The sequence below is a fragment of the Pseudomonas sp. IT-P253 genome, from assembly GCF_949768125.1.
Lineage (GTDB): Bacteria > Pseudomonadota > Gammaproteobacteria > Pseudomonadales > Pseudomonadaceae > Aquipseudomonas.
The window spans coordinates 1-24692 of record NZ_CATKPT010000006.1; the positions used below are offsets into that span (position 1 = coordinate 1).

General features: G+C 58.7%; 23 protein-coding genes. 9 read left to right on the forward strand and 14 right to left on the reverse strand.

All coding sequences use genetic code 11. The features are described 5' to 3' along the window. Window positions 1-31: 31 nt before the first annotated feature. Together fdxA and mutS are read right to left on the reverse strand one after the other, a co-directional pair. Entirely contained in the window at window positions 32-355 is a 324-nt protein-coding gene (gene fdxA, locus ACM6IR_RS03160; RefSeq protein WP_414906345.1) for a ferredoxin FdxA, read from the reverse strand. A 142-nt stretch (window positions 356-497) separates the two neighbouring features. After that, the gene (gene mutS, locus ACM6IR_RS03165) at window positions 498-3080 is read right to left on the reverse strand and encodes a DNA mismatch repair protein MutS (RefSeq protein ID WP_414906346.1); all 2583 of its coding nucleotides are present in this window, start codon (window positions 3078-3080) and stop codon (window positions 498-500) included. Between the two features lie 479 nt (window positions 3081-3559). Here mutS and ACM6IR_RS03170 point away from each other — a divergent pair, with 479 nt between their 5' ends. The 3 genes from ACM6IR_RS03170 to recX all read left to right on the forward strand — a co-directional run bounded on the left by ACM6IR_RS03170 (window position 3560) and on the right by recX (window position 5672). Next, complete coding sequence (locus ACM6IR_RS03170) at window positions 3560-4060, forward strand: CinA family protein (RefSeq protein ID WP_414906347.1); 501 nt, start codon at window positions 3560-3562, stop codon at window positions 4058-4060. Window positions 4061-4143: 83 nt separating this feature from the next. Beyond that, window positions 4144-5196: a recombinase RecA gene (gene recA, locus ACM6IR_RS03175; protein WP_007947175.1), complete on the forward strand. Its 1053-nt coding sequence runs from the start codon at window positions 4144-4146 to the stop codon at window positions 5194-5196. An 8-nt stretch (window positions 5197-5204) separates the two neighbouring features. Then, a complete protein-coding gene (gene recX, locus ACM6IR_RS03180) occupies window positions 5205-5672 on the forward strand; it encodes a recombination regulator RecX (protein WP_414906348.1) in 468 nt (155 codons plus the stop codon). A 42-nt stretch (window positions 5673-5714) separates the two neighbouring features. Here the strand turns inward: recX and ACM6IR_RS03185 are convergent, their stop codons facing one another. Next, window positions 5715-6833 (reverse strand): TIGR00730 family Rossman fold protein, encoded by a 1119-nt coding sequence (locus ACM6IR_RS03185; protein ID WP_414906349.1) that lies wholly within the window; start codon window positions 6831-6833, stop codon window positions 5715-5717. Between the two features lie 373 nt (window positions 6834-7206). Between ACM6IR_RS03185 and ACM6IR_RS03190 the strand changes: the two genes are divergently transcribed. Further along, window positions 7207-7401: a hypothetical protein gene (locus ACM6IR_RS03190; RefSeq protein WP_414906350.1), complete on the forward strand. Its 195-nt coding sequence runs from the start codon at window positions 7207-7209 to the stop codon at window positions 7399-7401. Here ACM6IR_RS03190 and ACM6IR_RS03195 read toward each other — a convergent pair whose 3' ends face one another. Beyond that, window positions 7402-7827 (reverse strand): quorum-sensing-regulated virulence factor family protein, encoded by a 426-nt coding sequence (locus tag ACM6IR_RS03195; protein WP_414906351.1) that lies wholly within the window; start codon window positions 7825-7827, stop codon window positions 7402-7404. A gap of 189 nt (window positions 7828-8016) precedes the next feature. Between ACM6IR_RS03195 and ACM6IR_RS03200 the strand changes: the two genes are divergently transcribed. The 3 genes from ACM6IR_RS03200 (at window position 8017) to ACM6IR_RS03210 (ending at window position 10101) form a co-directional block, all read left to right on the forward strand. After that, the gene (locus ACM6IR_RS03200; protein WP_414906352.1) at window positions 8017-8778 is read left to right on the forward strand and encodes a tRNA-uridine aminocarboxypropyltransferase; all 762 of its coding nucleotides are present in this window, start codon (window positions 8017-8019) and stop codon (window positions 8776-8778) included. A 237-nt stretch (window positions 8779-9015) separates the two neighbouring features. Continuing rightward, on the forward strand, window positions 9016-9666 hold the full coding sequence (erdR, locus tag ACM6IR_RS03205) for a response regulator transcription factor ErdR (RefSeq protein ID WP_030127959.1): 651 nt from the start codon (window positions 9016-9018) through the stop codon (window positions 9664-9666). Window positions 9667-9738: 72 nt separating this feature from the next. Then, entirely contained in the window at window positions 9739-10101 is a 363-nt protein-coding gene (locus ACM6IR_RS03210) for a diacylglycerol kinase (RefSeq protein WP_414906353.1), read from the forward strand. On the opposite strand, the gene ACM6IR_RS03215 is transcribed toward ACM6IR_RS03210, so the two are convergent. Beyond that, complete coding sequence (locus tag ACM6IR_RS03215; RefSeq protein WP_414906354.1) at window positions 10098-11024, reverse strand: LysR family transcriptional regulator; 927 nt, start codon at window positions 11022-11024, stop codon at window positions 10098-10100. The genes ACM6IR_RS03210 and ACM6IR_RS03215 overlap by 4 nt on opposite strands. Window positions 11025-11143: 119 nt before the next feature. Between ACM6IR_RS03215 and fpr the strand changes: the two genes are divergently transcribed. Then, window positions 11144-11923, forward strand: coding sequence for a ferredoxin-NADP reductase (fpr, locus tag ACM6IR_RS03220; protein ID WP_003443014.1), 780 nt, complete (start codon window positions 11144-11146; stop codon window positions 11921-11923). A 125-nt stretch (window positions 11924-12048) separates the two neighbouring features. On the opposite strand, the gene tsaA is transcribed toward fpr, so the two are convergent. The 6 genes from tsaA to rimO form a co-directional block, all read right to left on the reverse strand. After that, window positions 12049-12747, reverse strand: a complete 699-nt coding sequence (gene tsaA, locus ACM6IR_RS03225) for a tRNA (N6-threonylcarbamoyladenosine(37)-N6)-methyltransferase TrmO (protein WP_414906443.1) — start codon at window positions 12745-12747, stop codon at window positions 12049-12051. A 186-nt stretch (window positions 12748-12933) separates the two neighbouring features. After that, entirely contained in the window at window positions 12934-13704 is a 771-nt protein-coding gene (locus ACM6IR_RS03230; protein WP_414906355.1) for an SDR family oxidoreductase, read from the reverse strand. 213 nt (window positions 13705-13917) lie between these two features. Then, window positions 13918-14388: a DUF1456 family protein gene (locus tag ACM6IR_RS03235; protein ID WP_414906356.1), complete on the reverse strand. Its 471-nt coding sequence runs from the start codon at window positions 14386-14388 to the stop codon at window positions 13918-13920. Window positions 14389-14463: 75 nt separating this feature from the next. Next, window positions 14464-15174 carry an rRNA pseudouridine synthase gene (locus tag ACM6IR_RS03240; protein WP_414906357.1) on the reverse strand — a complete coding sequence of 237 codons (711 nt, stop codon included), beginning with the start codon at window positions 15172-15174 and terminating at the stop codon, window positions 14464-14466. A 189-nt stretch (window positions 15175-15363) separates the two neighbouring features. Next, window positions 15364-15837, reverse strand: coding sequence for an acetyltransferase (locus ACM6IR_RS03245; RefSeq protein WP_414906358.1), 474 nt, complete (start codon window positions 15835-15837; stop codon window positions 15364-15366). A 112-nt stretch (window positions 15838-15949) separates the two neighbouring features. Then, on the reverse strand, window positions 15950-17287 hold the full coding sequence (gene rimO, locus ACM6IR_RS03250) for a 30S ribosomal protein S12 methylthiotransferase RimO (RefSeq protein WP_414906359.1): 1338 nt from the start codon (window positions 17285-17287) through the stop codon (window positions 15950-15952). Between the two features lie 289 nt (window positions 17288-17576). On the opposite strand from rimO, the gene ACM6IR_RS03255 reads away from it, so the two are divergent. Next, window positions 17577-19478, forward strand: a complete 1902-nt coding sequence (locus tag ACM6IR_RS03255; protein WP_414906360.1) for a potassium transporter Kup — start codon at window positions 17577-17579, stop codon at window positions 19476-19478. Window positions 19479-19687: 209 nt separating this feature from the next. On the opposite strand, the gene ACM6IR_RS03260 is transcribed toward ACM6IR_RS03255, so the two are convergent. The 3 genes from ACM6IR_RS03260 to mprF all read right to left on the reverse strand — a co-directional run bounded on the left by ACM6IR_RS03260 (window position 19688) and on the right by mprF (window position 24429). Beyond that, window positions 19688-20011 carry a DUF3077 domain-containing protein gene (locus ACM6IR_RS03260; protein WP_414906361.1) on the reverse strand — a complete coding sequence of 108 codons (324 nt, stop codon included), beginning with the start codon at window positions 20009-20011 and terminating at the stop codon, window positions 19688-19690. A 480-nt stretch (window positions 20012-20491) separates the two neighbouring features. Next, a complete protein-coding gene (locus tag ACM6IR_RS03265) occupies window positions 20492-21787 on the reverse strand; it encodes a virulence factor family protein (RefSeq protein ID WP_414906362.1) in 1296 nt (431 codons plus the stop codon). After that, entirely contained in the window at window positions 21787-24429 is a 2643-nt protein-coding gene (mprF, locus tag ACM6IR_RS03270; protein WP_414906363.1) for a bifunctional lysylphosphatidylglycerol flippase/synthetase MprF, read from the reverse strand. The genes ACM6IR_RS03265 and mprF overlap by 1 nt, the downstream gene beginning before the upstream one ends. Window positions 24430-24692: the final 263 nt, after the last annotated feature.

Sequence of the window (24692 nt, forward strand, 5' to 3'; positions counted from 1 at the left end):
CCTGGGGGCCTTTTCGGGAACGCGGGGGAAATCAGCGTTCGAGGTCTTTGATCTTGCCTTTCTTGCCATCCCACTCTTCAGCGTCAGGCAGCGGTTGTTTCTTCTCGGTGATGTTAGGCCAGATTTCGGCCAACTCAACGTTCAGTTGAATGAACTCTTGCATGTCTTCCGGGACTTCATCTTCAGAGAAAATGGCCACGGCTGGGCATTCAGGTTCGCACAGTGCGCAGTCGATGCACTCATCCGGGTGAATCACCAGGAAATTCGGGCCTTCGTAAAAGCAGTCCACCGGACAGACTTCTACGCAGTCGGTGTACTTGCACTTGATGCAGTTGTCGGTGACGACGAAGGTCATTTCTAATTTTCTCCTCAGGCGGCGGCAGCGGAGCCCCTTCACGTTGGGGTCGCCGGGTTCGGGAGCGATAGTCTGCTGGCCAGGCTATTAGCCAGCAGCATCCCAAACCGCGCGAGATTCTAACAGCTTGCAGGCAAGTGCGTTAGATCCGTGTCTTTAGTGTATAGAGCATTTCGAGTGCACGACGCGGACTCATATCGTCCAGATCAAGTTTGGCCAGTTCATCCAGCACCGGATGTGGCAGGCTGGCGAACATGTCGCTCTGTTGTGGCGCTGCAGGTTTACCTTTTTTGGCCGGCTTGGCAACTTCATGGGGCAGGGCGGTGGCTTCCAGTCGGCCCAGGTGCTCGCGAGCGCGCACGATCACTTCGCTCGGTACGCCGGCCAGTTGCGCAACGGCCAGGCCGTAGCTCTGACTGGCAGGCCCCGGCAGCACGTGGTGCAGGAAAACGATGCGCTCGTTGTGCTCGGTCGCGTTGAGGTGAACGTTGGCCACTAAAGGCTGGGCTTCCGGCAGAACCGTCAACTCGAAGTAGTGGGTGGCAAACAGTGTGTAAGCCCGCAGATGCGCCAGGCGTTCGGCCGCAGCCCACGCCAGGGACAGACCATCGAAAGTGCTGGTGCCACGCCCGACTTCGTCCATCAGCACCAGGCTGCGCTCGGTGGCATTATGCAAAATGTTGGCGGTCTCGCTCATCTCGACCATGAAGGTCGAGCGCCCGCCTGCGAGGTCATCGCTGGAACCGATCCGGGTGAAAATCCGGTCCACCAGTGACAGTTCGCAACTGGCTGCCGGCACGAAGCTGCCGATATGGGCCAACAGCACGATCAAGGCAGTTTGGCGCATGTAGGTGGATTTACCGCCCATGTTCGGACCGGTGATCACCAGCATGCGCGTGTTGTCGTCGAGGCTCAGGTCGTTGGCCACGAACGGCGTGGTCAGCACCTGCTCCACCACCGGGTGGCGACCCTGGGTGATGCGCATGCACGGCTCGTCGACGAAGCGTGGGCAGTTCAGATCGAGATTCAGCGCGCGTTCGGCGAGGTTGCTCAGCACATCCAGTTCAGCCAATGCGGCGGCGGTGTCCTGCAATGGAGGCAATTGCGCGATCAAGTCTTCGAGCAGCGCTTCGTAGAGCATCTTTTCGCGGGCGAGGGCCCGGCTCTTGGCTGACAGCGCCTTGTCTTCGAACGCCTTCAGTTCCGGCGTGATAAAGCGTTCGGCGCCTTTTAGCGTCTGGCGACGGATGTAGTCGGCTGGCGCGGACTCGGCCTGCTTGCTCGGCAACTCGATGAAGTAGCCGTGAATGCGGTTGTAACCGACCTTCAGGTGGGACAGGCCTGTACGTGCCTTTTCCCGTGCTTCCAGATCGATCAGGAACTGCCCGGCGTTTTCGCTGAGCGATTGCAAGTCGTCCAGTTCGGCGTCGTAACCGGTTTTCAACACGCCGCCATCACGGATGACGGCGGGCGGGTTATCGATGATGGCTTTCTCCAGCAACGCCGCCAGTTCCGGGTAGGTGCTGGTGGTTTTTGCCAGTTGAATGATGTGAGGGGCTTCGAGCTCGGTCATCGCCACTTGCAGCTCGGGCAGTGCGCCGAGGGCGTCGCGCAGACGAGCGAGGTCACGAGGACGCGCATTACGCAGGCCGATCCGCGCCAGAATCCGCTCGATGTCGCCGATTTCCTTGAGCTGCGGTTGCAGTTTTTCGAAACGGTAACCGTCGAGCAGGCAGGTAATCGAGGTCTGGCGCGCCAGCAATACAGTCAGATCACGCAACGGGCGATTCAGCCAGCGGGTTAGCAGACGACTGCCCATGGCGGTCTGGCAGCGATCGACCACCGATTGCAGTGTGTTGTCGCGACCGCCGGCCAGGTTGGTGTCCAGTTCCAGGTTGCGACGGCTCGCGCCGTCCAGCACCACAGTGTCGTCCAGGCGTTCATGGCGCAGGCTGCGCAAATGCGGCAGGGCGGTGCGCTGGGTTTCCTTGGCATAACTGAGCAGGCAACCGGCGGCGCCGATGGCAAGGGTCAGGTTCTCGCAGCCGAAACCTTTGAGGTCCTGGGTAGAAAACTGCTGGCAGAGACTTTTCAGCGCCGAGTCGCGCTCGAAATCCCACGGCGCACGACGACGAACCCCACGACGTTTTTCCGCCGGCAGGTCTTTTGGCCAGTCATCCGGGATCATCAGCTCTACCGGATTGACCCGTTCCAGTTCCGCCAGCAGGTTTTCCCAGCCTTTGATTTCCAGCACGGTGAAATTACCGCTGGTGATGTCCAGCACCGCCAGGCCGAACAGGCGTTCGTCTCCCAGCACCGCGGCGATCAGGTTGTCCCTACGTTCATCCAGCAGCGCCTCGTCACTCACCGTCCCCGGCGTAATGATCCGCACCACCTGACGATCCACAGGCCCTTTGCTGGTGGCCGGGTCGCCAACTTGCTCACAGATCACCACCGACTCGCCCAGCTTGACCAGTTTCGCCAGGTAACCTTCCGCCGCGTGGTAAGGAATCCCACACATCGGAATCGCCTGACCGGCCGATTGCCCACGAGCGGTCAGGGTGATGTCCAGCAATTTGGCGGCCTTCTTCGCGTCTTCATAGAAGATCTCGTAGAAGTCACCCATGCGGTAGAACATCAGCTGGTCGGGGTGTTGGTTCTTCAGGCGCCAGTATTGCTGCATCATCGGCGTGTGGGAGGACAGATCGGAGAGTGCTTTATTCATCGGATAATCAGGCAAATTCGTTGAAAGGTGTAGGGCAAAGGAGGGGCATTGACCCTAATGCCTGTCAGTTAAGCCGTAACGCGATCTGTAGCAGCTGGCGAAGCCTGCGTTCGGCTGCGCAGCAGTCGTGAAACCTCAGCGCGAGGTCTTTCTGAAACACTGCATCGCCTGATTTTACGACTGCTGCGCAGCCGAACGCAGGCTTCGCCAGCTGCTACCAAGAGCGTTTCGCCTGGGATTTTCTTAACTGACTGGCGTTAGGCATCGACCCGGCTTTTCCGCGATGGGCGCAAGGTTACCATGGGCAGTCCGCCCGACGCAGGCATGAAAGCCCAAGGGCATATTTCTGGCCTCATGACCCGTTCGACAGCGTCCCCCGCCTTTGCACTCACTCGCTAACACTTTGATCGATCCAGCGCCTTGCAAGCGCGATACGCTCGTGTACGGTAGTTCTCATTCCGCTCAATCAGGAGATGACCGTGAAAGAAATCACCCAACTGGCCGCTGAACTTGGCAGGCGCCTGCAGGTTCTGAATGCCCACGTCACTGCGGCCGAGTCTTGTACCGGTGGCGGGATCAGCGAGGCGATTACCCGGATTCCGGGCAGTTCGGCGTGGTTCGAGGCCGGTTATGTCACCTACTCCAACCGTCAGAAAACCCAGCAACTGAATGTCCCGGTCGAGTTGTTTTCAACTGTGGGGGCGGTCAGTCGCGAGGTGGTCGAGGCCATGGTTCGTGGTGCGCAGGAAAAAAGCCGGGCGCATTTTGCCGTGGCGGTCAGCGGTGTGGCGGGGCCTGATGGCGGTTCGCCGGGCAAGCCGGTGGGCACGGTATGGCTGGCCTGGGGCGTTGGCGAGCAGGTGTTCAGCGAGGTGCAGCACTTCCCCGGTAACCGCGACGAGGTCCGCCGACAAACGGTGAAGGCCGCGCTAGAGGGGCTGCTGCGCCATGCTGCTGGAGAAATCTCAAATCAGGGGTAGGCGATCCCGAAACGCTGTGGAATAATACTGGCTACTTATACAGGTGTTGGCCGTCAGGCCTTATTGATTACGTGAGGACTTTAATGGACGACAACAAGAAGAAAGCCTTGGCTGCGGCCCTGGGTCAGATCGAACGTCAATTCGGCAAGGGTGCCGTAATGCGTATGGGCGATCAGGACCGTCAGGCGATCCCGGCTATTTCCACTGGCTCTCTGGGTCTGGACATCGCGCTCGGTATTGGCGGTCTGCCAAAAGGCCGTATCGTTGAAATCTACGGTCCTGAATCCTCCGGTAAAACCACACTGACACTGTCGGTGATCGCCCAGGCTCAAAAAGCCGGCGCGACCTGCGCATTCGTCGACGCCGAGCACGCCCTCGACCCTGAATACGCCGGCAAACTGGGTGTCAACGTCGACGACCTGCTGGTTTCCCAGCCGGACACCGGCGAGCAAGCTCTGGAAATCACCGACATGCTGGTGCGTTCCAACGCGGTTGACGTGATTATCGTCGACTCCGTGGCGGCTCTGGTGCCCAAGGCTGAAATCGAAGGCGAAATGGGTGACATGCACGTGGGGCTGCAAGCCCGTCTGATGTCCCAGGCGCTGCGTAAAATCACCGGTAACATCAAGAACGCCAACTGCCTGGTGATCTTCATCAACCAGATCCGCATGAAAATCGGCGTGATGTTCGGCAGCCCGGAAACCACCACCGGCGGTAATGCGCTGAAGTTCTACGCCTCGGTTCGCCTGGATATCCGTCGTACTGGCGCGGTGAAAGAAGGTGATGAAGTCGTTGGTAGCGAAACCCGCGTCAAGGTTGTGAAGAACAAGGTAGCTTCGCCATTCCGTCAGGCCGAATTCCAGATTCTTTACGGCAAGGGCATTTACCTCAATGGCGAGATGATCGACCTGGGTGTTTTGCACGGCTTCGTTGAGAAGTCCGGTGCCTGGTATGCCTACAACGGTACCAAGATCGGTCAGGGCAAAGCCAACTCGGCCAAGTTCCTGGCGGACAATCCGGAAATCGCCGCGACGCTTGAAAAGCAGCTGCGCGACAAGCTGCTGACTCCAGCGCCGGACGTCAAAGCATCGCCAGTCAAAGAGACTGCCGATGACCTGGCTGACGCTGATATCTGATTGATCCGATGACCGCCGTACTCGATACACTCGTCGCGGTGCGGCGAACTGCAATGGACCTGCTCGCTCGACGCGAGCACGGTCGAGTCGAGCTGACGCGTAAACTGCGTCAGCGCGGCGCCCTCCCTGAAATGATCGACACCGCGCTCGATCGCTTGACGGAAGAAGGGCTCCTGTCCGAATCCCGTTACCTCGAAAGTTTCGTTTCCTATCGCGCCCGTTCCGGTTATGGCCCTTTGCGTATTCGTGAAGAGCTGAGCCAGCGGGGCCTGCAACGTATCGACATCGAGCTCGCCTTGCGCGATAGCGGTATCAACTGGCAGGAACAACTGGAAGACACCTGGCGACGCAAGTTTTCCGGGCATTTACCGATAGACGCCCGTGAACGTGCCAAACAAGGCCGGTTCCTGAGTTATCGGGGTTATTCCATGGAAATGATCAGCCGCTTGTTCAGCGGCCGAGGGATGGACGATTGAATGAAACGGCTCGCTATTTAGATAGCGGGCCGTTTTTTTGCCTCACGTAATCTTTGACGGTTCCCGCGTGCGATGTTGCGCCTGGGGTTTGGGCTGTGCCCAGTTTTCCGGCAGATTGATGTAGTCCACCAGTTCGCGCAGGCGCCCGTGATCACGAGCGTTGAAAGTGAAGGCCAGTCGCGCCAGGTGGCTGAATTGCGCCTCGTCGTGCTCCTCTCCGCTGTAGGCATGCTGATGGAAATGATCGCTCAGGCACAGATCGGCAAATGCTACCTGCATGTGTTCGAGCGCGTGCTCGCTGAGCTGGTGATTCATGCGAATGATGAACTGGTGTTTAAGCCAGCGGCTGGAGTGAAAGTTGCTGTAGAACTGGTTGATCTGTTCCACCGCTTCTTCGGCGCTGTACACCAGGCTTACGAGTTTCATGTCTGTCGGCAGGATGTAGCGATTTTCCTCCAGTTGATGGTGTATGAAGTCCAGCGCGCTTTGCCAGAACGTTCCGCCCGGAGCGTCCAGAAGCACCACGGGCACCAGCGGGCTTTTGCCGGTCTGGATCAGGGTCAACACCTCGAGCGCTTCATCCAGGGTGCCGAAACCGCCAGGGCACAGGACCAGCGCATCGGCTTCCTTGACGAAGAACAGCTTGCGGGTGAAGAAGAAATGGAAGGACAGCAGATTGGTGGTGCCCTGGACGGTGGGATTGGCGTGTTGCTCGAACGGCAGGGTGATATTGAATCCCAGGCTGTGGGCCAAGCCGGCACCTTCGTGGGCTGCAGCCATGATGCCACCACCGGCACCGGTGATGACCATCAGGTCCGAGCGTGCCAGCGCGGCGCCGAGTTCTCGGGCCAGGCCGTACAGCGGATGTTCTATCGGGGTACGGGCTGAACCGAACACGGTGACTTTACGCCGCCCTTTGAACTGCTCCAGCACACGAAAAGCGTGCTCCAGTTCACGGAGGGCTTGCAGGGTGATCTTGGCATTCCAGCGGTTGTGATCTTCCTGGGCCATGCGCAGCACAGTCAGGATCATGTCGCGGTAGATGGGGGTGTTCGGGCTGTTGGGTGAAACCAGGTTGAGTTGCTCTTCGACCTTGTTGATGAGGTCGTGGCCGCTTTCTTCAAAATGACGGCTCAGGAGGTCATTCGGTTGGTAAGGCATCAACTTCTCCTTCCATACAGGCCATATAGGTTCTGTTTTTTCCTTGGATGAAGGAAACATTCGCGCAGTAATACGGGTAGCGGGCAGCCCCTTTCCTGCCCCGAAAAATAAACGAGAACACTATGAATCTAGACCCTCGCAGAGATTTACGCTGACTTGATCATTGCGCCGCAATGCCTTTCCTGGCAACCGCTTATTGACGATTTGCAAGGTGGTTTCACCGCTCGTCTGAACGCAAGCCAGGTGTCCGTCAGTCTGATTTACTAAATGACAGGCGTCACACGACAACTTTGCGTCAAGGGCAAGACGCGCCGTACCAGCAGTTCAAAGGATTTATCGCCAATCAACGGCGAAGGGCAGGGAGGCGGGAGCCATGACCAGAATCATTCTGGAGATCGATACGCGACTATATCGATTGCTGAAGTCGTCCGCCGAGACCAATCATTTGAGTCTCGAGGAGGAGTGCTGTCGACGCCTGGAGGGTGCTGACCGACGGTCACGTTACATACAGGCGCTGGTGGCGGAACTGCGCGCCGAGGATGAACAACGGCGCGCCAATTCTCGGTGATTACTTTTTCTTCGCAGGTGCGGCTTTCGGGCAATCCGATTCCTTGAAGCGCTCGCTGGCCACCGGGCGGTTGGTTTTAATCTCGGTGAACTCGTAGCGCATGGTTGCGCCCTTGGCCATCAGCTTGCGAAAGCCCGGGTTGTTGCACACGGTAGAACCCAACTGGAAATAAACCGCTTTCGGGTCAGCACGCATCTTGTCCGCGTGGCTGCTCTGAACGCTGAGGTGGTTGATCAGCTCTGTGCCTTCGACGGTGTAGCCCTGATCGAGAATGTCTTCGTTGATCGCCCGTGGAGTGCCGACGCTGCTTTGAACGGCAACGTTTTGCAGCATTTTGTTCAGCTCCATGTCTTTCAAGGAAGCAGCCTGAGCGCTGAAGGAAGACGCCAGCAAAATGGCAGCGGTGGGAACGATAAGGCGCAGCATGAAACTCTCCTGGTTCAGTGACTGGTGATTCGACCCGTCACGTGACTATGCGTTCAGTGGCGGCGAATTATAGGGGAGGCGGCCTGGACGGTACAGGCTTGCGCTGACCGGTCTGGTAAACTGCCGACACTTTTTGTGCTGCCGAGTGTTTTTTGTGTCGATTTTCCTTTCTTGCTGGTGTTGCCTCCAATGAGCCATGCCCCTGCGCACTTTGCGGCGAACGCCGTTGCCCGTTTGCGCGATGAACGCGAAGAAGACGGCATCAAGCCGATTCAAGCCCGTGGCTGGAGGGCGCCGCGTTGCCGTGCGTGCCGTGTGATCGAGAGCCATTGCCTGTGCGCCTGGCGCCCGCAAGTCGAGTCCCGCTCCGGCGTGTGCCTGATCATGACCAACAAAGAAGTGTTCAAACCAAGTAACACGGGTTGGTTGATCGCCGATGTGGTGCGCGACAACCATGCGTTCATTTGGTCGCGAACCGAAGTCGATCAGCAACTGTTGGCGCTGTTGTCCGATCCGCAGTGGCAACCTTACCTGGTGTTTCCGGGTGAATACGTTGAACCCGAGCGGGTGACAAACAGTGTCTACGTCGACAGCACCAAGCGGCCGCTATTTATTCTGCTGGACGCGACCTGGACCGAAGCCAGAAAGATTTTCCGCAAAAGCCCGTATTTTGATCGTTTGCCGATTTTGAGCTTGTTGCCCGAGAAGCTCTCGCGCTACCGGTTGCGCCGTTCGACTCGCAGCGAGCATTTATGCACAGCTGAAGTGGCGGCGTTGTGTCTCGATCTGGCGGGCGATGTCGAGGCTGCATCGGCACTGGACGCTTACTTCGACGTATTCAGCCAGCATTATCTCGATGCCAAGCATCAACTTGAAATGAACGTTTCAACACCTGCACACGTCGAGTTGATGCCCTTCATTCAGGACGCAACTCCCGCCCTATGCGAATAGTCGCCCATACTGCAAAGAGTTCGCCGGGCCATGTAACTTGACCACCCCGACTTCGCTGGGCATGCTTGGCGCCGATTAGGGCGCGGCCAAAGTTTGATACGCCGTTTTTTTACGTGAATAACCACGTGATTGGCGTTGAACGTGCCCTGTTGGTGCGGCCCCGTGGCTGTACCTCGAGTTGTTTTGGCGAGGCCTGAATGCATCAGGCGTCCCATGAAAAACAGGATCATTTGAAAGATGGCCACATACGAAATCCTGATTGCCGATGACCACCCCCTTTTTCGTAGCGCCCTGCATCAAGCCTTGACCCTGGGCCTCGGGCCAGATGTCCGTCTGGTAGAAGTGGCAAGTATTGCCGAACTGGAAACCCGCCTGGACGAAAAGGCCGATTGGGACCTGGTGCTGCTGGACCTGAATATGCCGGGGGCGTACGGTTTTTCCGGGCTGGTGTTGTTGCGCGGTCAGTACCCGCAGATTCCGGTGGTCATGGTGTCGGCCCAGGAAGAAGCTTCGATTATGGTGAAGTCCCGTGAATTCGGGGCCAGCGGCTTTATTCCCAAGTCCAGCGACCTGAGTGTCATTCAAAAAGCCGTGCGTGCGGTGTTGGATGGCGACGTTTTCTGGCCGCCTCAGGCCTTCGAAGCCGTCAGCGTTTCCGATGAAGCCAAGGCCGCCAGCGAAGGCCTTGCAAGCCTGACACCGCAGCAGTTCCGTGTGTTGACCATGGTCTGTGAAGGATTGCTGAACAAGCAAATTGCCTACGAGCTGAGTGTTTCCGAAGCGACGATCAAGGCTCACGTGACGGCGATCTTCCGCAAGCTGAATGTGCGGACCCGAACCCAGGCAGCGCTGCTCCTGCAACAACTTGAGTCAATTTCAAGCCACTAAAGCGCCGGCAGTTCACGCTTTTTTGATCTTTTTTACTCTAGCTTTCCCACTCCATTTTGGTTGCTTACTTCTATGTCACCTTTCAAAGGCCAGACCGGCCTAAAACGCATCCTCAACGCCTCTGGTTATTCACTGGACGGCCTGCGCGCCGCCTTCACCGGTGAAGCGGCCTTCCGGCAGCTGGTATTGCTTAATGCCATCCTGATCCCGGTTTCGTTCTTTCTGCACGTCAGCCGGGTCGAACGGGCGCTGCTTATTGCAGTGTGTTTGTTGGCGTTGATAGTTGAGTTGCTCAATTCGGCAGTGGAAGCGGCCATCGACCGCATTTCCCTTGAACGGCACCCGTTGTCCAAGAACGCCAAGGACATGGGCAGTGCCGCTCAGCTCGTGGCGTTGAGCATAATCCTGCTGGTCTGGGCGGTGATTCTGCTTTAAGCGATGGTGGGCAGCACGATCTCGTCGCTGCGCTGAACCCCTGCGGTGAATGCGCGGCACAGATCGAGGAATTCGCGCATCGCTGACGTCTGATATTTCTGTTTGTGCCAGATGAAATAGAACTGCCGCGCCAGGTCCAGGTCTGGAGTCTCCACCGGCACCAGGCTACCTCGGCGGAAAGCGTCCCGTAGCGCCAGACGCGAAATGCAGCCGATCCCCAACCCGGACTCTACCGCGCGCTTGATCGCTTCAGTGTGTTCCAGTTCCAGGCGGATGTTCAGCGCACTGCGGTGGTGGCGCATGGCCTGGTCAAAGGTCAGTCGCGTGCCAGAGCCTTGCTCACGCAGAATCCACGCCTCGCGGCTCAGTTCCTCCATGGTTGCCACGCCGCGCTTGGCCAGCGGATGCTGCGGCGCGCAAAACACCACCAGCTCATCTTCGACCCAACTCTGTACTTCGATGTCCGGGTGGTTGCAGTCGCCTTCGATTAGACCCAGATCAATTTCGTAGTGCGCCACTTGTTGCACGATGTTGGCAGTGTTTTGCACATGCAGCTTCACCTGGCTTTCCGGATGGTGCTGCATGAAGCTGCCGATCAGCAAGGTGGCCAGGTAATTGCCAATGGTCAGGGTCGCACCGACGGCCAAAGAGCCGAATCCGGACTTGCCGTTGAGCAGGTCTTCGATTTCCTTGGCCTGATCGAGCAGCGCCACTGCTTGAGGCAGCAGCTGTTTGCCGAGGGCGTTGAGGCTCAGCCGTTTGCCCGCGCGGTCGAACAACTGACAGCTGCACTGGCGCTCTAGCTCGGTGATCGAGGTGCTCGCCGCCGATTGTGAGAGGTTGAGCAGACCCGCAGCACGGGATACGCTTTCCTGCTGGGCGACGGCGACGAATACTTGGAGTTGACGGAGAGTAAATCGCATATCGATATAACCGATAACCCTTATCTTAATAATCCATTTAACAGATATTGTCGCTGCCATTAGAATGCAATGCAATTGCGCACAGCGGCGCAGGCAAAATCTCCAGGAGTCCCACGTACATGAGCAACATGAACCACGAGCGTGTCCTCAGTGTTCATCACTGGAACGACACTCTGTTCAGCTTCAAGTGCACCCGCGATCCGGGCCTGCGCTTCGAGAACGGTCAGTTCGTGATGATCGGCCTGCAACAGCCCAACGGCCGCCCGCTTATGCGCGCTTACTCGATTGCCAGCCCGAACTGGGAGGAGCATCTCGAGTTCTTCAGCATCAAGGTGCCTGATGGCCCGCTGACTTCCCAGTTGCAGCATCTGAAGGAAGGCGACGAGATCATCATCAGCAAAAAGCCTACCGGCACGTTGGTGCTGGATGACTTGAAGCCTGGCAAACATTTGTACCTGCTCAGCACCGGTACCGGTCTGGCGCCATTCATGAGCGTCATTCAGGATCCGGAAACCTACGAGCGTTTCGAAAAAGTGATCCTGTGCCACGGTGTACGTTACGTCAATGAAGTCGCTTACCGTGAGTTCATCACCGAGCACCTGCCGCAGAACGAGTTCTTCGGCGAGGCCCTGCGTGACAAGTTGATCTACTACCCGACCGTGACCCGCGAGCCGTTCGAGAATGAAGGTCGCCTGACCGACCTGATGCGCAGTGGCAAGTTGTTCAGCGACATCGGTCTGCCACCGATCAACCCGCAGGACGACCGCGCGATGCTGTGCGGCAGCCCGAGCATGCTCGACGAGACCAGCGAAGTGTTGAACAGCTTCGGCCTGAAAGTTTCGCCGCGGATGCGCGAGCCGGGTGATTACCTGATCGAGCGTGCGTTCGTCGAGAAGTAAGAACACCTGCTTTGCTTTACCTGTGGGAGCGAGCCTGCTCGCGAAGGGGGCGTGACAGTCAACATTGATGTCGACTGATACGCCCCCTTCGCGAGCAGGCTCGCTCCCACAGTCGTTTCCGGTATTCAGACTTTTGCGGGGATGACTTCGAGAACGCGAATAACCCCGGCTTCGGGATAATGCCATCGCACATCCAGGTCCCAGAACTGTGCACCGTATTCCCGTTCGGGCGTAGGCATCTGGTACGCCGGACGCGGGTCTTGTGCCAGGCATTGCTCAATCAGCTCCACCAACGGCTCTTCAAGACGCTGAGCATGCCCATGAGCCTGTTGCAGCGCCGAGTCCGTCCACTGCACGGGAATCAGATGCGGCGCAGCGCTGGCGATGCTGTTGGAGGCGGTATCGATGATGTCGGCGTAAGGCACATAGGGCTTGATGTCGAGAATCGGCGTGCCATCCAGCAGGTCGATGCCGGATATCCACAGGCGATTGGCTTCGACCTTGTCCAGCTTCACCACGGATTGACCGATGCCATTGGGCCTATGCGTCGCACGGGTGGCGAACACGCCCATGGATTTGTTGCCGCCGAGGCGCGGAGGGCGGACTTTCAGGCGTGGCTTTTCTTCCAGGGCCTGATGGAACAGGAACAGTAGCCAGACATGGCTGACCTGTTCGAGCCCCTGCACCGCGTCGCCCTGATCGAACGGCGCCACCAGTTCCAGAACGCCGCGAGCGGCCGGGGCCAGTTGCGGTTGGCGCGGGATGGCGAACTTCTCCTTGAAACAGGAGCGCACGAAGCCGATGGGGGAAACGCTGTAGGTCATGGTCTGGGGTCGAGGCGGGATGAAGGCGGGCATGATAACCCGATCGACCGTTGTATCGGTGGCACCTGTAAGTCCGTCATCGCGAGCAAGCTCGCTCCCACATTTAATTGATGGTGGTCACAAAATTTGTGAACACAGCAGATCCCCTGTGGGAGCGAGCTTGCTCGCGATGGCCGCACTGCCGGGCTAGAGGCTAAACCCACCATCCAACGGAATAATATTCCCGGTCATATAAGCCCCAGCCGTACTCGCCAGACTAATCGCCAACGCCGCCATCTCTTCTTCCCGGCCCCAGCGCTTCATCGGAATCAGCGCCGTGTCCTCGGCCAGCGCCTTCTCATCATTACCAATATGCTGCGTCATCTTGCTCGGAAAGCGCCCTGGGGCAATCACGTTGACGTTGATGTGTTGGCTCACCAGTTCACGCGCCAGAATTCGCGATAGTTGATGCAGGGCTGCCTTGCTCGGCCCGTAGGCATAAGCCTGTTCGCCAAAGGAAGAAATCCCGGCCACTGAGCCGATGTTGATAATCCGGGCGGGATTGGCTGGCGAGCCTGCTTTGCGCAGCAGCGGCAAAAATTGCTGAATACAGTTGAACACCGAGGTCACGTTGAGCTGCATGACCTTTTCCCAGCCCTTGATCGGGTAGCTTTCCAGCGGTGCGCCCCACGTAGTGCCGGCGTTGTTCACCAGAATATCCAGATGGGTAATCTGTTCACCCAACCGTGTGGCTAATTGCAGAACACCTTCTTCCGTCGCCAGATTGGCGGCCACCGCGTGGCAGCGACCCAATGCGCTCAACTCATCGGCCGTTTGCTTGCAGGCCTCGGCATCCCGGGCGCAGACGTACACGGTAGCCCCTGCCTCGACATAAGCCTTGGCGATCATTTTGCCGATACCACGGGTGCCGCCGGTCACCAGAGCGGTGCGGCCTTGCAAGGAAAAGTAGGGGTGCATGGCGAGTCCTGAGGGCTAAGGTTCAATACACCCTAGTCGTCAGCCGCGGGAAGCGGAGCCACTATTTTTGCGAGGAATGAAGGCCTATACAGCCTTGAACTGCCCCCGCGCGTCTGTGGGAGCACCGCTTGCTGGCGAAGGCGTTTTGAAGATCGCCTTCGTCAGCAAGCTGTGCTCCTACAGGGATGGCGGCCGCTCAAGGTTCGTGGGTGATTACTGCGGGCGAACGCGCAGGGTCAGGCCCTTGAGGAAGTTGCGCAGCAACTGGTCGCCGCAGGTGCGGTAATTGGTGTGGCCAAACTTGCGGAACAGCGCGCTCAGCTCAGGCTTGGACACCGGGAACTCGGCGGCCTTGAGGATTGCGTGCATGTCGTCTTCTTTCAGTTCGAAAGCCACGCGCAGCTTCTTCAGGATGATGTTGTTGGTGACCGGTGTTTCGATTGGCTGCGGCGGACGGCTTTCGTCCTTGCCGCGCTTGAAGATCACCAGGCCATCGAGGAAGTGCGCCATGACTTCATCCGGGCAGCGTACGAAGCCTTCCTCGTCTTCCTCTTTCTTGTCGAGGTACGTCAGCAGGTCTTCCAGGGTTACGTCCATGCCGCCGAGCTTGATGATCTCGATGACTTTCTTGTCGCTGATGTCGAGCATGTAGCGCACGCTGCGCAGTACGTCGTTATGAATCATGGTGTGCAATCCTGATATTCAGCAGTGGGCGCCGCATAATCAGCGGCGCCGAAATGTAGGGCGGCGTAAGAAGTCTTAGAACTTCTCTTTGCCGGACAGGTAGCGCCATTGCCCCAACGGCACCTTGCCAATGGACACGCCGCCAATGCGGATGCGGCGGATGGCGACGACCTTCAGGCCGACGGCCTGGCAGAACAGGGCAATCACGCCCGGCTGTGGGTTCTTCATCGCAAAGCGCAGACGGTTTTCGTTCTGCCAGCTGGCTTTGACCGGCGGCAGTTCCTTGCCCTTGTAGGTCAGGCCATGGTTCAGGCGATTAAGGCCGTGAGCGACCATCTCGCCTTCAACCTCGACCACATACTCTTGCTCGATCTTGGCGGAGTCGGCGGTGAGTTTGCGCAGGATCTTCCAGTCCTGTGTAAACACCAGCAAACCGCTGGCGTTGGCCTGCAGGTCGGTGCTGGCGGTCAGCCGCAGGAAGTGCCCCTTGAGCGGGCGTTTGCTGAAACGGTGTTCTTCGCTCAGGGTCTCGGCGCTGAGGGTCGCCATCGCCGTTTCCGCGTCCATGCCCACCGGCACGTTCAGCAGGATGGTCACCGGCTCCGGTGCAGTGGCCTTGGCTTGCGGGTCGAGTTCGACTTTTTGGGCGTCGACCTTGAACTGCGGCTCGTCGATGACTTCACCGTCCACGGTGACCCAGCCGCCCTCGATGAACAGCTCAGCCTCCCGACGGGAACAGCCGACGAGTTCGATGAGGCGTTTGGAGAGACGAATCGGGTCAGTCATGACAGGGCCGTAACAAAAAAGGGGTGGGCATTGTACCTGCCTGGCGCCGGTTAATCGCGGGTCCATTTGCGCCGTGCGGCATTTTGTGGGTGCGGGCTTGCTCGCGAAAGCAGTAGATCAGTCAATTATCTGTTGAATGACACACCGCATTCGCGAGCAAGCTCGCTCCCACATTGGTTCCTCGTTGTGTCAGCCATGCTGTGAACGTTGCTGGTTTTGACGTAACCGCATGTGCAGCAGCGGATAAGGCTGGCCCATGCCGTCATGCTCGGAGCGACCGATCACCTCGAAGCCCTGTTTGAAGTAGAACCCGAAGGCTTGGGGGTTTTGTTCATTGACGTCCAGCTCATGGGCGTTCATGTGCTCCAGGGCATAGCGCAGCAACTGTTTGCCCAGGCCCTGGCCACGGTGGGCCGGGTCAATGAAGAGCATTTCGATCTTGCCCGACGCGACGCCGGCAAACCCGGTAATGCGCTGGCGCGAGTCTTTGGTACAGATCAACATCACCGCATCGAGGTAGCGGGTCAGCACCAGGTTCTTCAGCAGTTCGATGTAGCTCTCGGGCAGAAAGTCATGGGTGGCGCGCACCGATGCTTCCCACACCTGGGTGAGTTCTTCGTAGTCGCTGTGTTTCGGTGTATGAATGACCGAATGTCGGCGCATGCCCGCCTGCCTCTTTAGCCTGGTTGATAAGCGTCCTTTCGTACCCAAAACGATAGACGTAAAAAAGCCCCGCATCTCGTCAAGAGAGCGGGGCTTTTGGTATTTTTTGCGTTTAGATCTGTTCAGCCCACAGGTCGTATTCGTCGGCGTCGGTCACTTTGCACCAGACTTTGTCGCCCGGCTTCAAGTTGCTGCCGTTGTCGATGAACACGTTGCCGTCGATTTCCGGGGCATCGAAGAAGCAACGGCCGACCGCGCCTTGTTCGTCGACTTCATCGACCAATACTTCAATTTCACGACCGACGCGCAGTTGCAGGCGCGCCGAGCTGATGGCCTGCTGGTGCGCCATGAAGCGATCCCAGCGGTCTTGCTTGACGTCGTCCGGAACGATGGCCGCGTCCAGCAGGTTGGCCGGGGCGCCTTCGACTGGCGAGTACTGGAAGCAGCCAACGCGGTCGAGTTGGGCTTCGGTCAGCCAGTTCAGCAGGTATTGGAAGTCTTCTTCGGTTTCGCCGGGGAAGCCGACGATGAAGGTGGAACGGATGATCAAGTCGGGGCAGATCTCGCGCCAGTTCTTGATACGGGCCAGGGTCTTGTCTTCGAAGGCTGGACGTTTCATGGCCTTCAGCACTTTAGGGCTGGCGTGCTGGAACGGAATGTCGAGGTACGGCAGGATTTTTCCTGCAGCCATCAGCGGGATCAGTTCGTCGACGTGCGGGTACGGGTAAACGTAGTGCAAGCGAACCCAGACGCCGAGGGTGCTCAGGGCTTCGCAGAGTTCGGTCATGCGGGTTCTCACCGGCGCGCCGTTCCAGAACCCGGTGCGGTATTTTACGTCGACGCCGTAGGCGCTGGTGTCTTGCGAGATCACCAACAGCTCTTTGACGCCGGCCTTGACCAGGCGCTGGGCTTCGTCGAGCACGTCACCGACCGGACGGCTGACCAGTTTGCCGCGCATCGACGGGATGATGCAGAAGCTGCAGCTATGGTTGCAGCCTTCGGATATCTTCAGGTAGGCGTAGTGGCGCGGAGTCAGCTTGATGCCTTGCGGTGGCACCAGGTCGATCAGCGGGTTGTGATCCTGGCGCGGAGGGACGGCGTCGTGCACAGCGTTGACCACTTGCTCGTACTGCTGCGGACCGGTTACGGCCAGCACGCTTGGGTGTACCTTGCGAATGTTGCCTTCTTCGACGCCCATGCAGCCGGTCACGATGACCTTGCCGTTTTCCTTGATGGCTTCGCCGATCACCTCCAGCGATTCAGCCTTGGCCGAGTCGATGAAACCGCAGGTGTTGACCACCACCACGTCGGCGTCCTCGTAAGTGGACACAACGTCATAGCCTTCCATGCGCAGCTGGGTAAGGATGCGCTCGGAGTCGACCAGTGCTTTGGGGCAACCCAGGGATACGAAGCCAACCTTTGGATTGGCCGGCGCAGGAGTGGTGGACATGTATAACCTCGGTATTTGTGACGCCTGCAGCCGAAGACGGCAAGGCGACAAACGGGCGCTTTGTTGCGCCTTTGATCAAAAAGTGCGCAATTCTAGCGATGAGAAGCTCACTTGACCAGCTTTATGCAGGGAAATACGACGAGTGCTGCGCTATGCTTCGCGCCGTTACGCTTTACCGAATTTTTACAGTCAACAAAACGTCTGTAACCGTAAGTAAAACAGCGCATGCTGCACGGCAAAGCATAGTGCTTCTTATAAGAAGTCCGGGTCTGAGTAGTAGGAGTTTTGGATGGGGCAGGCAAGTAGTCAGGCGGCGGGCGCTGAGCATTCGGCGGCAAAACCGATCGGCATGCTGGTCGCGGCGGTCGGGGTGGTTTATGGCGATATCGGCACGAGCCCGTTGTACACCCTCAAAGAGGTTTTCTCTGGACACTATGGGGTTCCGGTCAACCATGACGGCGTATTCGGGATTCTGGCACTGATCTTCTGGTCGCTGATCTGGGTTGTTTCGATCAAGTACGTGCTCTTTATTCTGCGCGCCGACAACCAGGGCGAAGGCGGGATCATGGCGCTGACCGCACTGGCTCGTCGTGCCTCTTCGCCTTATCCGAGACTGCGTGCGGTGCTGGTGATTCTGGGACTGATCGGTGCGGCGCTGTTTTATGGCGACAGCATGATCACCCCGGCAATTTCCGTATTGTCGGCGGTGGAAGGTCTGGAACTGGCGTTTGACGGTCTGGAGCGTTGGGTCGTGCCGCTATCGCTGGTGGTGCTGGTGGGACTGTTTCTGATCCAGAAACACGGCACAGACCGTATCGGCAAGATGTTCGGGCCGATCATGGTGTTGTGGTTTGTGGTGCTGGGCGGGCTCGGTATCAGCGGCATCATTGAGCAGCCTGAAGTCCTCAATGCACTGAACCCAATTTGGGGTGTGCGGTTCTTCACGGTGCATCCAGGCATGGGCCTGGCGATTCTGGGTGCTGTCGTGCTGGCGTTGACCGGTGCCGAGGCCCTTTACGCGGACATGGGCCACTTCGGTCGCAAACCGATTGCTCGTGCCTGGTTCGCCCTGGTGCTGCCGGCGCTGGTGCTGAACTACTTCGGTCAAGGCGCATTGCTGCTGGGTGATCCGGAAGTGGCGCGTAACCCGTTCTATCTGTTGGCCCCCAGCTGGGCGCTGATTCCTCTGGTCGTGCTATCCACCCTGGCGACCGTCATCGCGTCGCAAGCCGTGATTTCCGGCGCCTTCTCCCTGACCCGTCAGGCGATTCAGCTGGGTTACATCCCGCGTATGTATATTCAGCACACGTCGAGTGCCGAACAGGGACAGATTTACATTGGTGCCGTGAACTGGGCGCTGATGGTCGGGGTGATCCTGCTGGTCATTGGCTTTGAATCTTCAAGCGCCCTGGCTTCGGCCTACGGCGTGGCGGTGACCGGGACCATGCTGATCACCAGTATTCTGGTGTCGGCGGTGATGTTACTGCTGTGGAAATGGCCACCGGTGCTGGCGGTGCCGATTCTGATTGGCTTTGTGCTGGTAGACGGGCTGTACTTCGCCGCCAACGTGCCGAAAATCATTCAGGGCGGTGCCTTCCCGGTTCTGGCGGGGATTGTGCTGTTTATCCTGATGACCACCTGGAAGCGCGGCAAGGAGCTGCTCGTCGATCGACTGGACGAGGGCGGCCTGCCTCTGCCGATCTTCATCAGCAGCATCCGTGTGCAGCCGCCGCATCGGGTTCAGGGCACCGCCGTGTTCCTGACCGCCCGTCCAGACGCGGTGCCCCATGCACTGTTGCACAACCTGTTGCATAACCAGGTGTTGCACGAGCAAGTGGTGCTGCTGACGGTGGTGTACGAAGACATCCCGCGGGTGCCACCGAGCCGGCGCTTTGAGGTCGATTCCTACGGCGAAGGTTTCTTCCGGGTGATTCTGCACTTTGGCTTCATCGACGAGCCGGACGTGCCGCAAGCGTTGAAGTTGTGTCCTCTGGATGACCTGGACTTCAGCCCGATGCGCACCACCTACTTCCTCAGCCGTGAAACGGTCATTGCCTCCAAACTCGAAGGCATGGCCCGTTGGCGTGAGGGGCTGTTCGCCTTCATGCTGAAGAATGCCAACGGCAACCTGCGTTTCTTCAATCTACCGGTGAACCGGGTGATTGAGTTGGGTACCCAGGTCGAGATGTAGGCAGCATAAAAAAGCCCCCGTTGCCATGAAGGCGGCGGGGGCTTTTTTGTGGTCGGTGTCTCGTCCTCAAGGCAATGAAGATCCCTGTGGGAGCGAGCCTGCTCGCGAAGGCGTCGTGTCAGCCAATATCAATGGTTACTGATACACCGCTTTCGCGAGCAGGCTCTCCCACAGGGGGATTTGCGGTGTCTGTATGTATGAAAAAGCCTTTAGTTGCTTTCAGGCCGTTCTACTTCAGATTCTGCCTTTGTCCGAACAGGTCGCTGCAGCACCTTCATTGCATCATCAACCACTGCCTTGCTCATGGCCGTCAGATAATGCGCGGCCCAGATGTGTCGGTCGGTATCACGGTTAAAGGCAGCATCTCTGGTCAGTTCCTTGGCAAGGAACAAAAAATCAGAAGCCATGGCTAACGCATCACCGAGGGGAACGTCTCGCGTGACATGGAATAGCGGCTGGTTTGAGCAGTAGATGAAGGGGGTGAAGCCGATGGTTTTCAGTTCTGAGGGGGCGTGCGGATTGGTTTTGCTCATGGTTTTACTCCTGGTTCGAGGAGCTGCCATTTTCGTTACCACACGAAAGGGAGGCAGCTGTACGCAGGGTGGTAAACCGGGAACCAAGGAAACCGGCACGCCCGAGGGCGTCCCACGCACAGCCGCCATAATTCGAGATCGCAGACATAAAAATGCCTGTGTTCGAGATGAAGGCGCTGTTGCGCTGGTTTCGCCGGGTTACCACACCCGATCGCTGAATGGTCAGCGACGTCCGGAGAGTATCCCGTCGAAGAAAAGCACAACAAGGCATCAAAGTGCCCAAACGAGCGATTCGGAGTTTGCCTACAAGGTCTGTGGGCGCCATCCGATATTGCGACACCAAAAGTAAACGAAACTAAACGCGGGCCCAAAGATCGTTGGGCCCTGTAGGCGCGAGCTTGCTCGCGATGAACGTGAACGATAACGCATTCATCCAGGATGAGTGTGTCGCTCTAGAGTCCTTCGCGAGCAAGCTCGCTCCTACTCAGCCGCCGCCTCATCCTTGGCTTGTCGCTTGACGATAATGTCTACCAGACGCTGGGCCAGCGCCGGGTAGTTCTCGTCGAAGTGATGGCCGCCAGGCAGTTTCATCGCTTCGCCCACCGCCGTCTTGTCGGTGCAGCCGCTTTCGTCGACTTCTTCTTCACCGTAGATGCATACCACTTTCTCGGGCGGCAGCTTGGCCATTTCCGGGCCGGTGGCGGCTTCTTTGCCGGCGTTGCCGAGCCAGCCTTCGACTTCGATTTCGAAGCTGCCGGTGCGAGCGAAGGCCAACAGGATGATTGCGTCGACACGCTGTTGTTCCGCTGGCTCCAGGCGGTTGTAGATGGCCGGCAGAACGTCGGCACCGAAGGAGTAGCCGGTCAGGATGAAGCGTTTGGTGCCCCATTTCTGCCGGTAGTGCTGCATCAGTTCGGCGAGGTCCAGGGCGCTTTGCTCCGGGCTCTTGTGCTGCCAGTAGTAGCGCAGGGTGTCGATCCCGACGACCGGGTAGCCGATCTTCGCCATTTCGCCCGCGACGTCGCGGTCCAGGTCGCGCCAGCCTCCATCACCGGACAGGAACAGTGTGACGGTGTCCTTGGCCTGACCGGCCGGGACTTCGACCACTGGAATCTGCAGGCCGCCAGCAGCTTTGTCGCCACCGACGAGGATCTTGCGCAGTTCGTTGTTCAGCACCTGCGGCAAGTTGATGTCGTAGTCGCTGATGCTGGTTTCGGCGTTGGGTTGGTCTCGCACGAAGCCAGCGCTGGTGTCGTCCGGGTTGTCGTTCCAGGCTACCAGCCAGCGGCCGTGAGCGGCGCTTTTGGGCAGCAGGTGGGTGCAGCCGGGTTTTTCCAGCGCCAGATCGACGGAAATGGCCTGGGCCTTGTCATTCTTCTGCTCGGACAACCAGCGCCACGCCAACACGGCACCTGGTCCAATGCCGCTGACCAGGGTGGCCGGGCCTTTGAGTTCTCTCAAGGCTGTTTGCAGGGCACGACTTTGCAGCAGGCAGTCCTTGGGCAGAATCACCTGAACGATCTGCGCCGAGCCGGTGCGGCTCAGGGTCATCAGTTGTTGGTCGCTGAGTTTCTGCTCATCGTTGACCGCCACCAGCACCTGGGCACGTGGCGTATTGCCAGGAATGACGCGGGTCATCACGGTGCCATTGGCGGGCGTCAACAGTTCGAGGGTCGGTTCTGGTGCCGGGCGTTTAAGGTACCAGTAACCGCCACCGAGAATCAGGGCCAGCACTACCAGTGTGGCCAGAACGTACCGCAAGGAGCGTTGAATCATCAGCGTTTCACCAATCCGGTCAAGCCGCCCGCAATCAGGGCTGCAGTATCGGCCAGGGCTACCAGCGGATCGAGTCCGGCGGGCACGGCCATATAACGGGGTTCCCAGTCAGGCTGGAATTTGTCTTTGAAGCGGCGCAAGCCTTGGAAGTTGTAGAGCTGCTCACCACGGCGGAAAACCATCGAACCCAGACGCTGAGTCAGTGGCGCGCCCCGACGGGGTTGAAGTCCCGACAATGGCACCATGCCCAGGCTGAACCGTGCATATCCATGGTTTTTATAATGCTGTATCAAGCCGATCATCATGAACTCCATGGTCAGCTTTGGGGCGTCCGGGTGTGCGCGCATCAGGTCGAGACTGGCCAAATCATGGCCGTAGGTCTCAAGCAGGTTGGCGAATGCCACTGGGCGCCCCTCGAAGCGAATCACCGCGATGCGGAAATGTTTGAGGTAGTCATCGCTGAAACGGCCGAGGGAGAAGCCTTTCTCACGCACATTCTTGCCGGTCAGCCAGGCATCGGAAATCACCTTGAGCTCATTCATCGGTGCTTGCCCGGGCTCATGGATTTCCAGCGACAAGCCGTCGCGGGTGCCACGATTCCAGGTGTAGCGCAGGTCCTTCATCTCTTTGCCTTTGGCCTCGAGATCAAAACTCTGCAGATTGACCCGGGCTTCTTCGCCGAGCTTGATCGCGGTCAGGCCGATGTCCATGTAGTACGGCAGATTCTCGGCGCGCACTTGATAGAACACAGGGCGGGCGTGATGGATGTCGCAGAGGTCGCGGAACTGCCAGATCATTTCCGCCCGTTGCTGTGTCGGGCCGATCGGGTCATACAGCGCCACCAGACTGCGGCCACGGCGGGCGTACATCAGGAACGCTTCGTCGTTAGGGTGAAACAACAGCGCCTTGTCGCCGGTCAGCGCCAGGCCGCCATCCGGTTGGGCGGAGGCCATGAGGATCTTCGCTGCGCGGTCCAGTTCTTCCGTTGTCGGCAGATGGATCACCGGGCGCGCTGTGCGCAACAGCCAGGTCAGGGACACCACCAGCAACAGCACGGCAGCCCCGAGCAGTGAGCGCAATCCGCGAGGGGCGTCGGCATCGAGGGTGAACTGCCACCAGAGTTGATGGCTGTACGGAACGTCCTGATAGGCAAACAACAGCAGCCACATCGATGCGCCGAGTACGCAGAGACTGGACACCAGATACAGCGGCGAGAACGGCACTTCGGTCAGACGGCTGGCACGATAGAACGAGCGCCGGAAAACCCCCAGCAGGCTCGCGGTCAGGGTCATCAGGCAGGCTTCTTCCCAATCGAAACCTTTAAGCAAAGAGAGCAGGGCGCCGACCAGCAACAGAATGGTGGTCAGCATCCACGCGGCCGACAGTCGCCGACGCAGGCCCTGGGCCAGTAGCAGGCAAAGAACACCGATCAGGCTGGCGCCGAAGTGCGAGGCGTCGACCAATCGATGCGGGATCAGAAAGCCGATGTGCTCCAGGCGGGTGTCGATTTCCGGCGTCGCACCGGAGAACAGCAGAACCACACCGGACAGGAACACCAGCACCGCGAGAATCGGCGCCGCGAGGCCCGATGCAACCCTCAAGGACTGGCGCGACTGAAACAGGCGCTGACCTTCGTTGATCAGCAGGAACACGCAGGCCACCAGCAATGGCAGCACCACATAGATCAGGCGATAGAGCAGCAAGGCTGCCGCCAACGGTGCCGCGCCGAGTGTGTCGGAGAAGGCGGCCAGCAGGATCGCTTCGAATACCCCGACGCCGCCGGGCACATGGCTGAGCACGCCGGCGGCCAACGCCAGCAGGTACACCAGCAGGAATGCGCCGAAGGGCGGTGCTTCGGGCAGCAACAGGTAGAGCACGGTCGCGGCAGCAGCCACGTCCAGGGCCGTGATGATCAGTTGCAGAAAGGTCAATCGGCGGCCGGGCAGGCGCAAGGTGCGGCGTCCGACCTTGACCAGCAGGTTATCCGGGTAAGGCTGGTCCGGCAGGCGGCGGCGGTAGATGCCGATGGCCAGGACCGAGAACAGCAGCAGCAACGCCACGGCAATCGAGCCCAGCAATATCGCGGGCAGGCCCAGCGCCACGGAGGCCGCAGGCAGGTCGCTGAGGGTCGCCAGGGCGGCGAGCGGGGGCAGGGCGCAACCGAGTGAGAGGCTGGCGAACAACGTCATGTGGGCGACTTCAGCGGCGCCCAGGCCATGTCGTGCATATAAACGGTAGCGAACCGAGCCACCCGACAGCATCGACAGGCCGATGGCATTGCCAATGGCGAACGCGGTAAAGCCGCCCAGTGCGAGTGTTCGCGGTGCCAGCGTCACGCCGGCATAACGGCTGGCCGACCACTCATAGCCCAGCAAAATTATAAAACCGACCACGGTCGCGCCGAGCGCGCCGAGCAACGCCGGTTTAGGGACGTCAAGAATCGAGTCGTGCAGAGCGTACAGGTCCAGCTCGCTCAACAGATGGCGACAGGCAATCAGCGCGATAGCGAACAACAGCAATGTGACGGCCAGGCCGATGGGCTGACGGTATTTGCTGATTCGATCAAGCAGGCGCAGGCGCTCGGCTTTGATCGGTTGTGTCGCTGTGACGGTGTCTTGTAAATCAGACGAGTTGGCGCGCATCAATCACCTCTTGGATTGTGCGCGACAGGATGGGGGTATCGAGCCAAGTTACCAATCCCTGTAGAAAAAAATAATCACAAATATTAACGCCTCTCACCGGTATTCGGCGACGGCACGTCATCGGTCGTCGAAGGGCCTGTCTGCGATTCAGCATAGTCTGAACTCAGAGTCTGGTGGTCCCGAACGGTTCACTACACAGTGACAGATCATTGTTGCGAAAGGACTTTTTCAACAGATACAAAAAAGGCCACTCTTTCGAGCAG

Coding starts and splice junctions, on each gene's coding strand:
- fdxA (WP_414906345.1), bottom strand. CDS start 355: ATGACCTTCGTCGTCACCGACAACTGCATCAAGTGCAAGTACACCGAC.
- ACM6IR_RS03265 (WP_414906362.1), bottom strand. CDS start 21,787: ATGATTCAACGCTCCTTGCGGTACGTTCTGGCCACACTGGTAGTGCTG.
- ACM6IR_RS03210 (WP_414906353.1), top strand. CDS start 9,739: ATGTCACCTTTCAAAGGCCAGACCGGCCTAAAACGCATCCTCAACGCC.
- ACM6IR_RS03255 (WP_414906360.1), top strand. CDS start 17,577: ATGGGGCAGGCAAGTAGTCAGGCGGCGGGCGCTGAGCATTCGGCGGCA.
- ACM6IR_RS03240 (WP_414906357.1), bottom strand. CDS start 15,174: ATGACTGACCCGATTCGTCTCTCCAAACGCCTCATCGAACTCGTCGGC.
- ACM6IR_RS03195 (WP_414906351.1), bottom strand. CDS start 7,827: ATGCTGCGCCTTATCGTTCCCACCGCTGCCATTTTGCTGGCGTCTTCC.
- ACM6IR_RS03230 (WP_414906355.1), bottom strand. CDS start 13,704: ATGCACCCCTACTTTTCCTTGCAAGGCCGCACCGCTCTGGTGACCGGC.
- mutS (WP_414906346.1), bottom strand. CDS start 3,080: ATGAATAAAGCACTCTCCGATCTGTCCTCCCACACGCCGATGATGCAG.
- rimO (WP_414906359.1), bottom strand. CDS start 17,287: ATGTCCACCACTCCTGCGCCGGCCAATCCAAAGGTTGGCTTCGTATCC.
- recA (WP_007947175.1), top strand. CDS start 4,144: ATGGACGACAACAAGAAGAAAGCCTTGGCTGCGGCCCTGGGTCAGATC.
- recX (WP_414906348.1), top strand. CDS start 5,205: ATGACCGCCGTACTCGATACACTCGTCGCGGTGCGGCGAACTGCAATG.
- ACM6IR_RS03190 (WP_414906350.1), top strand. CDS start 7,207: ATGACCAGAATCATTCTGGAGATCGATACGCGACTATATCGATTGCTG.
- erdR (WP_030127959.1), top strand. CDS start 9,016: ATGGCCACATACGAAATCCTGATTGCCGATGACCACCCCCTTTTTCGT.
- ACM6IR_RS03245 (WP_414906358.1), bottom strand. CDS start 15,837: ATGCGCCGACATTCGGTCATTCATACACCGAAACACAGCGACTACGAA.
- ACM6IR_RS03200 (WP_414906352.1), top strand. CDS start 8,017: ATGAGCCATGCCCCTGCGCACTTTGCGGCGAACGCCGTTGCCCGTTTG.
- ACM6IR_RS03215 (WP_414906354.1), bottom strand. CDS start 11,024: ATGCGATTTACTCTCCGTCAACTCCAAGTATTCGTCGCCGTCGCCCAG.
- fpr (WP_003443014.1), top strand. CDS start 11,144: ATGAGCAACATGAACCACGAGCGTGTCCTCAGTGTTCATCACTGGAAC.
- tsaA (WP_414906443.1), bottom strand. CDS start 12,747: ATGACCTACAGCGTTTCCCCCATCGGCTTCGTGCGCTCCTGTTTCAAG.
- ACM6IR_RS03185 (WP_414906349.1), bottom strand. CDS start 6,833: ATGCCTTACCAACCGAATGACCTCCTGAGCCGTCATTTTGAAGAAAGC.
- ACM6IR_RS03260 (WP_414906361.1), bottom strand. CDS start 20,011: ATGAGCAAAACCAATCCGCACGCCCCCTCAGAACTGAAAACCATCGGC.
- ACM6IR_RS03235 (WP_414906356.1), bottom strand. CDS start 14,388: ATGATTCATAACGACGTACTGCGCAGCGTGCGCTACATGCTCGACATC.
- mprF (WP_414906363.1), bottom strand. CDS start 24,429: ATGCGCGCCAACTCGTCTGATTTACAAGACACCGTCACAGCGACACAA.